Origin of the sequence: Clostridium sp. HCP1S3_C6, assembly GCF_052066735.1 — a bacterium.
GTDB lineage: Bacteria > Bacillota > Clostridia > Clostridiales > Clostridiaceae > Clostridium.
This window is the reverse complement of record NZ_JBQHRN010000001.1, coordinates 97,630-111,833: the sequence shown is the minus strand read 5'-3', so window position 1 is coordinate 111,833 and position 14,204 is coordinate 97,630. Positions and strand designations below refer to the sequence as shown.

The 14,204-nt window shown below is 28.4% G+C and carries 13 protein-coding genes; 1 reads left to right on the top strand and 12 read right to left on the bottom strand.

What is annotated here, in order from left to right:
- Window positions 1-17: 17 nt before the first annotated feature.
- The 12 genes from ffh to pta form a co-directional block, all read right to left on the bottom strand.
- On the bottom strand, window positions 18-1,367 hold the full coding sequence (gene ffh, locus ACTNAO_RS00520) for a signal recognition particle protein (protein WP_441027504.1): 1,350 nt from the start codon (window positions 1,365-1,367) through the stop codon (window positions 18-20).
- Window positions 1,368-1,378: 11 nt separating this feature from the next.
- On the bottom strand, window positions 1,379-1,711 hold the full coding sequence (locus ACTNAO_RS00515; protein ID WP_441027526.1) for a putative DNA-binding protein: 333 nt from the start codon (window positions 1,709-1,711) through the stop codon (window positions 1,379-1,381).
- 90 nt (window positions 1,712-1,801) lie between these two features.
- Window positions 1,802-2,713 (bottom strand): signal recognition particle-docking protein FtsY, encoded by a 912-nt coding sequence (gene ftsY, locus ACTNAO_RS00510; protein WP_441027505.1) that lies wholly within the window; start codon window positions 2,711-2,713, stop codon window positions 1,802-1,804.
- 11 nt (window positions 2,714-2,724) lie between these two features.
- Complete coding sequence (gene smc / locus ACTNAO_RS00505; protein ID WP_441027506.1) at window positions 2,725-6,288, bottom strand: chromosome segregation protein SMC; 3,564 nt, start codon at window positions 6,286-6,288, stop codon at window positions 2,725-2,727.
- An 81-nt stretch (window positions 6,289-6,369) separates the two neighbouring features.
- A complete protein-coding gene (locus ACTNAO_RS00500; RefSeq protein ID WP_441027507.1) occupies window positions 6,370-7,401 on the bottom strand; it encodes an elongator complex protein 3 in 1,032 nt (343 codons plus the stop codon).
- Window positions 7,394-8,092 (bottom strand): ribonuclease III, encoded by a 699-nt coding sequence (rnc, locus tag ACTNAO_RS00495; RefSeq protein ID WP_441027508.1) that lies wholly within the window; start codon window positions 8,090-8,092, stop codon window positions 7,394-7,396. The genes ACTNAO_RS00500 and rnc overlap by 8 nt, the downstream gene beginning before the upstream one ends.
- Window positions 8,093-8,195: 103 nt before the next feature.
- Window positions 8,196-8,423, bottom strand: coding sequence for an acyl carrier protein (acpP, locus tag ACTNAO_RS00490; protein ID WP_441027509.1), 228 nt, complete (start codon window positions 8,421-8,423; stop codon window positions 8,196-8,198).
- Between the two features lie 107 nt (window positions 8,424-8,530).
- On the bottom strand, window positions 8,531-9,529 hold the full coding sequence (plsX, locus tag ACTNAO_RS00485) for a phosphate acyltransferase PlsX (protein WP_441027510.1): 999 nt from the start codon (window positions 9,527-9,529) through the stop codon (window positions 8,531-8,533).
- A 160-nt stretch (window positions 9,530-9,689) separates the two neighbouring features.
- A complete protein-coding gene (gene rpmF, locus ACTNAO_RS00480) occupies window positions 9,690-9,872 on the bottom strand; it encodes a 50S ribosomal protein L32 (protein ID WP_441027527.1) in 183 nt (60 codons plus the stop codon).
- A gap of 2 nt (window positions 9,873-9,874) precedes the next feature.
- Complete coding sequence (locus ACTNAO_RS00475; RefSeq protein ID WP_441027511.1) at window positions 9,875-10,381, bottom strand: YceD family protein; 507 nt, start codon at window positions 10,379-10,381, stop codon at window positions 9,875-9,877.
- Window positions 10,382-10,504: 123 nt separating this feature from the next.
- Complete coding sequence (locus ACTNAO_RS00470; RefSeq protein WP_441027512.1) at window positions 10,505-11,701, bottom strand: acetate/propionate family kinase; 1,197 nt, start codon at window positions 11,699-11,701, stop codon at window positions 10,505-10,507.
- Between the two features lie 17 nt (window positions 11,702-11,718).
- Complete coding sequence (gene pta / locus ACTNAO_RS00465; protein WP_441027513.1) at window positions 11,719-12,720, bottom strand: phosphate acetyltransferase; 1,002 nt, start codon at window positions 12,718-12,720, stop codon at window positions 11,719-11,721.
- A 280-nt stretch (window positions 12,721-13,000) separates the two neighbouring features.
- Between pta and ACTNAO_RS00460 the strand changes: the two genes are divergently transcribed.
- Entirely contained in the window at window positions 13,001-14,185 is a 1,185-nt protein-coding gene (locus ACTNAO_RS00460; RefSeq protein WP_441027514.1) for a nucleotidyltransferase, read from the top strand.
- Window positions 14,186-14,204 lie beyond the last annotated feature (19 nt).

The following is a 14,204-nucleotide window of genomic DNA, read 5'->3' as shown; positions in this document are numbered from 1 at the left end:
AAAGTTTGTAAATTTATTTAAAATGGTAATTTACCAAATAAACCTTTTTTTGATTTTTTAGTTAATGACTTCATTTGCTTCATATTTTTCTTCATCATGTCATAACCTTTAATAAGTTTATTAATTTCCTGTATTGTTGTACCAGCACCAAGGGCAATTCTCTTTTTTCTTGAAGCTGAACCAATTACAAGAGAAGGATTTCTCCTTTCTTTAATTGTCATGGAATAAATAATAGCTTTAACTTTTTCAAGTTCCTTTTCGCCTTTTTCCATATCTATTTTTTTAAGCATATCACTATTTACACCAGGAATCATTTCCATAAGCTTATTTATAGGTCCAAGCTTTTTCATTTGTTCCATAGCTGTTAAATAATCTTCAAAATTAATATCATTGCCCATCATTTTAGTAGCTAAATTTTTAGCTTCCTTTTCATCTATTGCTTCTTGGGCTTTTTCTATAAGAGACAAAACATCTCCCATACCAAGTATTCTTGAAGCCATTCTATCAGGATGAAAAACTTCAAAATCACTCATTTTTTCACCTACACCAATAAACTTAATTGGCTTTGAAGTAATACTTTTAATTGAAAGTGCAGCACCACCTCTTGTGTCACCATCAAGTTTTGTAAGTATAACACCTGTAACATCTAAATCATCATTAAATGTTTGAGCAACATTTACAGCATCCTGTCCAGTCATAGAATCTACAACTAAAAGAATTTCATTTGGATTAATTTCTTCCTTAAGATCTTTAAGTTCCTGCATTAAATCTTCATCAATTTGAAGTCTACCAGCAGTATCTACTATAACAACATTATTGCCATTATCTCTAGCATGTTTTATACCACTTTTGGCAATTTCTACAGCAGGTAATTTATCTCCCATTGAAAAAACTGGTATATCTATTTGCTTACCAACTACTTCAAGTTGTTTAATTGCTGCAGGTCTATATATATCACAAGCAACTAAAAGTGGTTTTTTATTTTTCTTTCTAAGTTGAAGGGCAAGTTTACCACACATGGTAGTTTTACCAGCACCTTGAAGTCCTACAAGCATAATAACTGTAGGTCCCATACTTGAATAATTAATTTTTCCTTCGCTCTCACCCATTAATTTAGTAAGCTCATCATTAACAATTTTAACAACCTGCTGACCAGGAGTTAAACTTTCAAGCACTTCACTTCCAACACACTTTTCGCTTACACTTGATATAAACTTTTTTACTACTTTGAAATTAACATCTGCTTCAAGTAATGCAAGTTTAACTTCTCTCATAGCTTCTTTTATATCTTTTTCATTTAATTTTCCTTTACCTTTTAATTTTTTAAAGGTATTTTGAAGCTTATCTGCTAATCCTTCAAAAGCCATATTAAACCTCCTTATTGCAAATCTTCTAGCTTTAAAATAATTTTTTCATATTCTTCATCTTTTATAGCATATTTACGTTTTAATTCATCTGCAAAATTTTTTATACTTTTCTTTCGATTTATACTCTTTTGAAGTAAGTTAAGTTTTTCCTCGTATGATAGAAGTAATTTATAACATCTTTTTATTAAATCATATGTTGCCTGACGACTTGTATTATTTAATTCAGCAATTTCTGAAAGAGACAAATCATCATTATAATAGAATTCCATAACATCTTTTTGCTTTTCTGTTAATAATGGACCATAAAAATCCATTAAAAGTGATATTTTAATTCTATCTTCCATACTTTCCATGTAATCACCCTACCCACAATGAGTATAATATCATGTGCATATATACTTGTCAAGTATTTTTACTTAACAGCTATATAAAAATTAAATAATTGCTTCTGCAAAGCTTTCTGCATCAAATTCTTGAAGATCTTCAATACCTTCTCCAACACCTATATATTTTACTGGAATATTAAGAGTCTGTTTTATTGAAATAACAACTCCACCCTTAGCAGTTCCATCAAGTTTTGTAAGAATTATGCCATCAATAGGGCATGCCTCCATAAATTGTTTGGCTTGAGATACGGCATTTTGTCCTGTTGTACCATCTAAAACAAGCAATGTTTCTTTTTTTGCTTCACTATATTCTCTATCAATAATTCTATTTATTTTTGAAAGCTCATTCATTAAGTTCTTTTTATTATGAAGTCTTCCTGCAGTATCACATATAAGCACATCTACATTTCTAGCTTTAGCTGCAGATATTGCATCAAAAACTACAGCAGCAGGATCTGAACCTTCTTCTTGTTTTACAATATCTACACTAGCTCTTTGACTCCATACTTCAAGCTGATCTATAGCAGCTGCTCTAAAGGTATCTGCTGCTGCAAGCAAAACTTTTTTACCATCATTTTTATACTTAGCTGCCATTTTTCCAATAGATGTAGTTTTTCCAGCTCCATTTACGCCAATTACCAATATAACTTTTTTAGTATTTGTGTCCTCATCTTCATCATAACCTTCAAGCATCATTTCTTTTATTACTTTTTTAAGAGTTGGAATTACTTCTTCTGTATCATTTATTTTTTCTTTTCTAATTTTTTCTTTTAGTCTGTCAATTATTTCACATGTTGTATCCATGCCAATATCGGATGTTATTAGTATTTCCTCTAACTCATCATATAAATCGTCATCTATAGTAACTGCTAGTTTAAGTACTTCATTTATTTTATCTGTTAATCCATCTCTTGTTTTAGATAATCCAGTTTTTAATTTATCAAAAAATTTATTAAACATTATTTTCCTCCTTATATGGCTTCCTTAGTCAAATCTACTGATACAACCTTAGACACACCTTTTTCCTGCATTGTCACACCATACATCATATCACTGGCTTCCATTGTACCCTTTCTATGAGTAATAACAATAAATTGAGTGTTTTTTGAAAACTCTTTTAAAAATTCAGCATACCTATATACATTTGCATCATCAAGGGCAGCTTCAATTTCATCTAATATACAAAATGGTGTTGGTTTCATTTTAAGTATTGCAAACATAAGTGCAATGGCTGATAAAACTTTTTCGCCACCAGACATTAAATTTATATTTTGAAGTTTTTTACCTGGCGGTTCAACATTTATATCAATATTTGCAGTAAGTTCATCACCTTCTGCAAGAATAAGTTCTGCACTACCACCCTTAAACAATTCTTTAAAAGTTTCATTGAAATTTTCATTTAATATTTTAAAATTTTCAGAGAAAAGTTCTTTCATTTTATCTGTCATTTCTAAAATAACATTTTGAAGTTCTTCTTTTGCCTTAATTAAATCTTGTTCTTGAGTATACATAAATTCAAATTTTTCTTTAACTTCTAAGTATTCTTCTATAGCTGCAAGATTAACTGTACCAAGGGCTGTAATTTTTCTCTTTAATGATGAAATATCTTCTTTGCATTTTGAAATATCACCTATTTCTTTTGCTATTTCCAAAGCTTCTGCAAAAGTTAGCTCTAATTCTTCATTAAGCTTTGTATAGTAGCCATCCCTTTCCATTTCGCTTTTAGCTTTTTGAATTTCACTTTTATTTAAATTACCTTCTTCTTTATTTATAACATCTGAAAGTTCAGATATTTTACTATCTTCTATTTTAATTTCATCCTTCAATTTACTCTTTTCAAGTTCATCTTCTTTAAAGGAGTCTTCTAAGGTTTTAATAAGAGAAGTAAAGTCTTGTATTTTTTTATTAGATATTATAATTATATTTTTATATTCAGTTATTTTCTGATTATTTTGTTCAATTTCTTCTAAAACATTATTTATTCTTAAGTTATTTTCTGAAATTTCCTCTTCTTTTCTTTTAACTTCATTTTCTTTTACTTTATAGCTTTCATCTAAAGAAACCTTTTTTATTTTAGCTTCTGTTAAATCTTTAGATAATTTATCTAAAGATTCTTTGTATTCATTAAGCTTATTTTCAAGGTCTGTTACTTTTTCCTTATTAGAATAATTTTTCCCTTCAATATTTGAAAGTTCATAATTTTTATTATTTAATGATTTATTAAGTTTTTCAATATCAGAAGCATTTCTTAAAATTTCACCTTTAGCAACTTCTAAGCTGTGCTTAAATTTTTCAATTTCATTTCTAAGGGATTGTATTTCACTTTCATCTTTAGTTATTTCTATATTTTTAAAGTGAATATTATCTTTATCATTTAATATTTGTTCATCAATATCTTTTAAATTTAATTTTAATGAGTCTAATTCATTAGTAGCCTTAGTTAAATTATTTTTACCTTCTTCTAAGGATTTAGAAAGTTCTTCTATCTCCCTTTTTCTTCCTAAAATGTTTGTGTTTTTAGCTTTAATACTACCACCTGTCATGGCACCACCTGGTGCTATTATTTCTCCTGATAATGTTACTATTCTATAGCTATTATTACTTTTTTTAGATATAACAAGGGCAGAATCCATATCTGTACATACAACTGTCCTTCCTAATATATTATTAATAGCTTTTTCAAACTTTATATCATAAGAAATAACATCAGAGGCAATTCCTATAAATCCATCAATAGCTTGAATGTTCTTATCTACATTTAATTTGTTACCTCTAATATTATTAAGAGGTAGAAATGTTGCTCTTCCAAGATTATTTACCTTTAAGTATTGAATAAGTTTTTTTGCTATAGTATCATTTTCTGTTATTACATTTGAAATAGCACCTCCAAGAGCTATTTCAACAGCAACTTCATATTTTTTTTCTACGGAAAAAATTTCACCTACTACTTTTGTACCTAATGCAAAATTAATTTCATTTTTGTTTATTCTATCCATAAGGATTTTAACAGTTCTATTATAACCTTCATAATGTTTTTCTAAATTAATAAGCATATTTTTATTAGCTTCAAGACCATTTATATTTTTTGTTAATTCTCTAACTTCATTTTCTTTTCTAGTAATTGCTCCATGAATAGTAGCAATTTTTTTCTTTTTATCCAAAATACCTACTTCTAAAGTCTTAACTTTAGATTTATTAATGTCAGTTTTTTCTTTAAGACCTTCTAATGTGGCTATATTAATTTTCATGTTTCCTTCATAGGTATTTTGTGATTCTTCTAATTCTTTAGATTTTTCTTCTTTTGCTTTTATGTCTTTTTCTATTAGTGTAATTGCATTTTTTATTTCTGAATGACCTCTTAAAAGTTCAAATTCATCTTCTTTTAAATTTTTAATTTCATCTTCTGTTTTATGTATTTCAAAGCTTTTATTTTTATGTTCTTCTTCTAAAGATATTATTTCTTGTTCCTTTTCTTTTGCATACTTATTACTTTTATTTAATTCTTCTTTTAATACATCTCTCTCATTTTTTAATAAGGAAATTTTATTTTTTAGTTCATTTAAAAGAAGATTATTTTTATTTATTGATTCAGTAGCATTTTTAATTCTTTCTTCTTGAAGGGCTACCTCATTTCCTATTCTAACAATTTCTTCTTTTTTACTATAATATTCCTTTTTATTGTCTTCATTTTTTTTCTCTAAATCTTCTACAAGTTTTTCTAAATTTAAAAGCTTATTTTTCATATTTGATAAATTTAATTTTTTATCTTCTAAAGCTTTCCTTTTAGATGAAACATCTTCATTAAATTTTTCTAATTCTTTCTCTATATCATTAATATAATGTATTAAAATAGAAACTTCTTTTTCTTTTAAATCATCTGCAAGAGATTTATACTTTAAAGCCTTTTCCCTTTCTATTCTAAGAGGTTCAAGTCTTTCTTCATATGTTGAAATTATATCTCTAATTCTAACAAGATTATTGTCTGTATTTTCAAGTTTCTTTTCGGCTTCATCTTTTCTAGATTTATATTTTACTATTCCAGCAGCTTCCTCTATTAAATTTCTTCTTTCTTCAGGTTTACCACTTAATACAGCTTCAATTTTACCTTGCCCAATAAGAGAATATCCTTCTTTTCCTATACCAGTATCCATAAAAAGCTGTGTAATATCTTTAAGTCTACACTTGCTTCCATTTATTAAATATTCAGTTTCTCCTGATCTATAAATTCTTCTTGATACTGTTACTTCATTGTATTCTGTAGAAAGTCCACCATCTTCATTATCTAAAGTTAATGATACTTGTGCAAGACTTACAGGTTTTCTAAACTGAGTTCCAGCAAAAATGACATCTTCCATTTTGCCACCTCTAAGAGTTTTTACACTTTGTTCACCTAAAACCCATCTTACAGAATCTGATATATTACTTTTACCACTTCCATTAGGACCAACAACTGCTGTAACACCTTTTTTAAATTTTAATTCTGTTTTATCTGCAAAGGATTTAAATCCTCTTATTTCAAGCGATTTTAAAAACATAACTCCTCCTATCTTATAAGTACAGGAAGTAAACTTACTAAGAATATTATAGCCATAAAAATAGCCATAATATATTTCATTCTATCTCTTGTTTTCTTTTTCATTTATTTCACCACTTTTTATAATAAATTCTCCTCTTTTTACTTTGTCACACATTAAAACATTAATTTTATATCCTTCATTAAGTAATTTATTAAAAAACATTTTTTTGTTAGCATAAAGCTTACTAATATCCCTATTATTAATTATTATTGTCCCTTCCTTATTTTCTTTTAGTTTTTCTTTTAAATCCTTTGAAATTTTATATCCATCTACTAATTCCCTAAAGGCTGGATGAAAGGGACCTGCCACAACATCCTTACCTTCTGCTATATTATCAGTAGGTTGAAGCCCCATTCTTATTACTTTAATATTATGAGCTTCATAAAGCCTATCTAATTTTTCACATATTTCTACTGCTTCCATTAATGTATAAGGCTTATATGTACCTGCCATATACATATCTTCCATAGGAGTATCCTTAATAACTAAAGAAGGATACAGTCTAACAATATCAGGTTTCATTTCAATAGATTTTTTTACTGTTTCTATATCTTTTTCAAAAGTATCCTTTGGAAGCCCTGGCATAATTTGATGTCCTAAGGTTATACCATAACTTTTTATAAGCTTTGATGCCTCTAATACTTGAGAACTAGAATGACCTCTTCCTGATGCCTTAAGCACCTCATTATCTAAAGACTGAACTCCAAGTTCTATTATATCAACTAAATACTCTTTAAGATATGATAATATATAATCATTTATATAATCAGGTCTTGTAGACATTCTTATTTTGTCAATAAGCCCTTTTTCTTTATATTCCTTTGCAACCTTTAATAACTCCCTCTGCTTTTCTTCTTTTATAGCTGTAAATGTACCTCCAAAAAAAGAAATTTCTATAGTTGCATTTTTCTTATTTATTGTTTTTAAATATTCATCTGCTATAGAATAGACAGTTTCTGCTGTAACTTCATCAGATTTTCCTGTTATTCTATTTTGATTACAAAATACACAATTGTGTGGACATCCTTCATGAGGAACAAAAATAGGAATTATATAATAATTCTTACTCATTAATTACCTCCAATGCTTTTAATGCTTCTTTAGCTGCTTTTTGTTCTGCATCTTTTTTACTATAGCCAGAACCAGTTCCCATAAGTTTATCTTCCACATAAACATTTAAATAAAATTTTCTTCTATGTGGTGGTCCTTCAAATTTAACTAATTCATATGTTATATTTACTTCTCCATCCTTTTGAAGATACTCTTGAAGTTCTGTTTTAAAGTCCAATATTATTTTATTATTAATTGCCTTATCAATAATCTCAGCAAATTGAGTCAAAATAAATTTATTGGCAGCCTCCTCACCATTATCTAAATAAATAGCTGCAATTATAGCTTCAATTGCATCAGCCTGAATAGAAACCCTTTCCATACCTCCAGTTAAATATTCACCTTTACTCATTCTTATATATTTAGCTATTTTAAGTTTTTGTGCCACTTCATAAAGAGAATTTTCACAAACTATAAGGCTTCGTATTTTTGTAAGGTCACCTTCATTTTTCTTTTCGTAATTTACAAATAAATATTGAGTAATGCATAATTGAAGAACAGAATCTCCTAAAAATTCCAATCTTTCATTATATTTAGCTCCCTTAAATTGCTTCGCATAAGAACTATGAGTTAGAGCAGTTTTTATAAGCAATTCATTTGAGAATTTTACACCTAAACACTTTTCTACCTCTTCTAGCTTAAAGTTATTCATTAATATCTCTCCTTGCAAAGTCTATTCTTCAATTTTTAGCATGTAATAAATTCAAGAATAAACTAATATTTAATAGAACAAAATCCCGCAAAGCGGGATTTTATTATTCTTTATGGCTTTGAACGTAGTTTACAACGTCTCCTACAGTCTTAAAGTTTTCAACATCTTCATCTGGAATTTCCATATCAAGTTCATCTTCAAGAGCCATAATTAATTCAACAATATCTAATGAATCCGCATTTAAATCTTCGATAAATGAAGATTCTAATGTAATTTCGTTTTCATCTACACTTAATTTATCTGCTACGATTTCTTTAATTTTATCAAACACAATTATTCACCTCCCATTTCCTATCACTTAAGATAATAGTATATCTATAATTATTCGTCAATATAACTTTTTAATATTTTGAAATATTATTAAAAATATTAATTTTTTTATTTTTCTAAAGTTAACTCACTTTTTATCTTTTCAAGGATTTGCTTTTCATGAAATAATTTTGCTTGTCTTATTGCATTTTTAAAAGCTCTTCCATCAGAACTTCCATGAGCTTTAATACAAGCACCATTTATTCCAAGAAAAGGTGCTCCTCCAACTTCCTTATAATCAAATTTAAGCATTAATTTCTTAAATACAGGTTTTAAAAGAGCTGCCCCTAACTTAGGCACTAAACTAGATGAGTAAATTTCATCTTTTATCATGCCCAAAAGATTCGATGCAGAACCTTCATACATTTTTAAAATAGTATTTCCTACAAATCCATCAGTAACTAAAACATTTACTTTACCTTGTGGAACATCTCTAGGCTCAACATTACCAACAAAATTAATTTTTTCATTTTTTAAAATTTGAAAAACTTCTTTTGTAAGTTCATTTCCCTTTTCTTCTTCTGCTCCTATATTTACAAGACCTATTGTAGTATCTTTAGTATCAAACATTAATTCATAATATACTTTACCCATGTGAGCAAACTGACGCAAATATTCTGGTTTACAATCTACGTTTGCTCCAGCATCCACAACCATAAACTTTCCATATCTTCCTGGCATTATAGGAGCTAATGCTGGTCTGTCTATACCTTTTATCCTTCCTACAATTAATGTACAGCCTGCTAAAAATGCCCCAGTACTTCCTGCAGATATAATTCCGTCACATGTACCGTCTTTTACTAAATTAAGAGCTTTTACTATACTTGAATCCTTTTTCTTTCTAAGGGCCATTACAGGTTGTTCATTAGTTGTAATAACTTCCTTTGCATCAACTATATTAACTTTACTTTTGTCATATTCATATTTATCAAATTCTTTTTTTATAACATCCTCAGGACCAGTTATAAAAAATTCTATATCGTTATTTTCTTTAAGACTTGCCACTACACCTTCTATAACAGCTTTTGGAGCATTATCTCCTCCCATACCATCAATAGCTATCTTCATAAATTTATCCTCCACAAAAAACTTATATTCTTATATTTTTATATTTATAAAAATTTATATTCATAAATTAATATAAAGAAATATTTGCTCCTAAAATATTTTTTTATATTATTTCATAATAATTTCTTAATATAAAGAAAAGAAAGTCATATGACTTTCTTTATTCTTCAGTAGCTACTACTTCTTTACCTTTGTAGTAACCACACTTCTTACAAACTCTATGAGCTAATTTCATTTCGTGGCATTGTGGGCATTCTACGATACCTGGAATGCTTGCTTTGAAAGTTTGAGCTCTTCTTGAATCTCTTTTAGCTTTAAATGTCTTTCTTGCTGGATTTCCCATCATTACACCTCCTTATTGTCTAACAATGCTTTCAAGGCTTCAAACCTTATATCAACATCTACATTGTTACATGTGCAAGTTGCCTTATTTAAGTTAGTGCCACAAACTTGGCATAACCCTTTGCAATCTTCCTTGCAAAGCCTTTTTATAGGCAGTGATGAAATTATTGCATTTTGAGCAACTTCGGTGATATCAATAGTATCACCATCTACAAAAACAATATCATCATTATTAATATGACTGTTATTTGTAAACCTCTCCTCTATATTAATATCTACTGGATATATAAAGGCATCTAAACATCTTGAACAAAGAAGTTCAAGATCAGTTTTGATATTGATATTCATTGTAACAATATCATTTTCATATGTTAATGTACCTTCTATCTTAGTTTCAGAAACAACATTGATTTTGTCTCCCTCAAAGTAAAAAGGATCCATCTTGAAGTGATACAATATATTTTTCTTTCTTTCCTTATTTGATTTAACGTCAATAAACTGTATCTTCATAAAAACCCTCCAATTAACATAATATAGTATAACTCTACATTTTTAGTTAATTAAATCTTTAAACTAACATTAATCACACAAACACAATTTATTATATAAAGCTATGAGACAAAAGTCAAGTAATTAATTTAACAAATCTACTGTTTCTTTTGCTATCATTAATTCTTCATTTGTTGGCACTACGTATACTTTAACCTTTGAAGAATCCTTTGAAATTTCATGAAGAACACCATTTATTTTGTTTCTTTCTTCATCTAATTCAACGCCCATAAATTCAAGTCCTTCTAAAATTCCCTTTCTGTTTTGATCAGAATTTTCTCCAACACCTGCAGTAAACACTATAACATCAAGACCACCCATAGCAACTGTATAAGCTCCTATTGTAGTTCTAATTTTATAATGGAACATATTAAGAGCTAAAAGTGCTTTTTTATCTCCATCAACATAACCTGCTTTTTTAATGTCTCTAAAATCTGAACTTATTCCTGTAAGTCCATAAACTCCTGATTTTTTATTAAGAATTTCATTAACTTCATCTGCTGAATAATTAAATTCATTTATTAAATAAGTTACAATGGCTGGATCTATATCACCTGATCTTGTTCCCATTGGTATACCAGCAAGTGGAGTAAATCCCATTGTTGTATCTATTGATTTTCCACCCTTTATAGCAGCTAAGCTTACGCCATTTCCAATATGACATGTAATTATTTTTAAATCTTTAATATCTTTTCCTAGTGCCTTTGCAACTTCTTGTGATACAAATTTATGACTTGTACCATGGAATCCATATTTTCTAATTCCATTTTTTTCATATAGTTCATATGGAAGAGCATACATATATGCTTCTTCTGGCATAGTACCATGAAAAGCAGTATCAAATACTACTGCCATTGGTGTATCTTTCATTAAGGCTCTGCAAGCTTCTATTCCTATTAAATTAGGTCCATTATGAAGTGGTGCAAGTTTAACACAATCTTTTATATTTTCAAGCACTTCATCATTAATAAGAACAGATGATGAATATTTTTCACCACCATGTACTACTCTGTGTCCTACAGCAGATATTTCACTCATGTCCTTAATTACACCGTGATCTTTATCTACTAATGAGTCAAGCACTAATTTTATTGCAACCTTATGATTTTTCATTGGTGTTTCTATTACATATTTTTCTCTGCCTTCTACTTTTTGAGTTAAAATAGAACCATTTATTCCAATTCTTTCTACTAAACCTTTTGCAAGAACACTTTCATCTTCCATATTAATTAATTGATATTTTACTGATGAACTCCCGCAATTTACTACTAATACTTTCATATGTACCCCCCGTACCTTTATATTATTTTTTGAGCCTGAACAGCAGTAATAGCAACTACTTTAACTATATCCTCATAGCTGCATCCTCTTGATAAGTCATTAATAGGTTTTGCAAATCCCTGACATATTGGTCCTATTGCATTTGCTTTTGCAAATCTTTGAACCAATTTATATCCTATATTTCCAGATTGTAAATCTGGGAATATTAAAACGTTAGCATTACCTGCTACTTTACTTTCTGGTGCTTTTTGGTCTGCAACTTCTCTTACTATTGCAGAATCTAACTGAAGCTCTCCATCTATTAACAAATCTGGTCTTTCTTCCTTTGCTTTTGTAGTTGCATTTCTAACTTTTGTTACTAAATCGTTATCTGCACTTCCCATAGTTGAAAATGATAGCATTGCAACTCTAGGTTCCATTTTGCAAAGATTTTTAGCTGTTTCTGCAGTAGCTATAGCTATAGCCGCAAGCTGATCTTCTGATGGGCATGGATTAACAGCACAATCAGAAAATAAAAGCATACCATCTTCACCATATTCTGAATTTGGAACTTCCATTATAAAAAAGCTTGACACAACAGACACTCCTGGTGCTGTCTTGATTATTTGAAGTCCTGGCCTTAAAAGATCACCTGTTGTATGAATTGCTCCTGATACCATACCATCAGCATCATCAAGCTTTACCATCATTGTTCCGAAATAAAGCGGATCTCTAACTATCTTTTCAGCTTTTCCAATTGTCATTCCTTTATTTTTTCTAAGTTCGTAAAATGCTTCTATATATGCATTTAAACGTTCTGATTTTTCAGGGTCAACTATTTCAATTCCTGACAAATCTATATCAAAAGAAGAAGCCTTATTTAAAATCTCTTCTTTATTCCCAATCAAAATAGGAAATGCTAATTTCTCTCTTTGAATGTAAAAAGCTGCTTTTATAGTTCTTTCTTCACTACCTTCTGGAAGAACTATCTTTTTTCTATCAGCTTTAGCAGCTTCTAATAGTCTTTTCATAAGTTCCATGTGAAATTGCTCCTTTCAACTTAGATGTATTACCATTCTTATTATACTATACTCCTATTTTACCCTTCTTTTCAACTAAAATAATCTAATTTTATTAATTAAAAAATATTCTCTTAAGCTTTTTTATTTCTTGAAATCCTTGTAGCTATGCTATAATATACTAGGTTTATTTTATTAAGTGTTTTATTAACAGAAAATCACTTAAAAATATTACATTATCACATGGTTTTACACCGAAAATCATCATAGTATACTTAACAAAATTAAGGAGTGTAATTAAATGAATATTACTGGTATAATCGCCGAATATAATCCATTTCATTATGGGCATAAATATCATATAGAAAAAGCAAAAGAAAAAACAAAAGCAGATGGAATTATAGTTATTATGAGTGGCAATTTCATGCAAAGAGGAATTCCTGCCATTGTAAATAAATTCAGTCGTGCTCAAATGGCTATATATGGAGGTGCAGATTTAGTTATTGAACTTCCTCTTATTCATTCTGTAGCCTCTGCTGAATATTTTGCACAAGGCGCAGTTACAATACTTGATAAATTGAAAATTTGTAACAATTTATTTTTTGGAGCAGAAAATGATAATATTAATAATTTAACAGCTGCTTCCTTAATGCTTTCAGAAGAGAACAGTTCTTTTAAAGATAATTTAAATAAAAATTTAAAGCTTGGTCTTCCATATCATAAAGCAAGATCTAATTCTTTAATGGCTATATCAACAGATATTAATTTTAACGATATATTAAAAAGCTCTAATAACATTTTAGCTATAGAATATATAAAAGCTATTAACAAATTAAAAAGCAACATAAAGCCTTATGCTCTTAAAAGGCAAGGTTCATCTTATAATGATAATAAAATAGCCGGAACCTTTTCTTCTGCCACTGCCATAAGAAAAAATATATACGAAAACAAAAACATTAAAGATATTATACCAAAAGAAACTTATAATAAGTTATTACTAAATAAGCCTTCATTTCCAGAAGATATGTTTCCCTATATAAAATATAAGCTTTTAACCTGCAGTGAAAATTTAAGTAAAATTCCAGATACTAATGAAGGTCTTGATAAAAAAATAATAAAGGAAATTGCAAATTCTAATAGCTTTGACAATTTAATTTTAAATACAAAAAGTAAAAGATACACTTATACAAGAATTTCAAGAATACTTACTAATTTTTTTATTGGGCTTGAAAATTATAATATCAATAGTTTAAGAAGTGATTCCTATGAATATATACGTCCCCTTGCATTTAATAATACAGGGCGTAAAATTTTAAAAATTATAAAAGAAAATTCAGAAACAAATATTATTACTAAAATTCCAAAGAGCACAAATAATTCTTCTATATTATATGACATTCAAGGAACAAAAGCTTATTCAACTATAAATGCTTCAACAAATCCTTATGACGACTATTTTATAAGTCCATCTTTTATAGATTTATAGTAATATACTGAAAAATCAT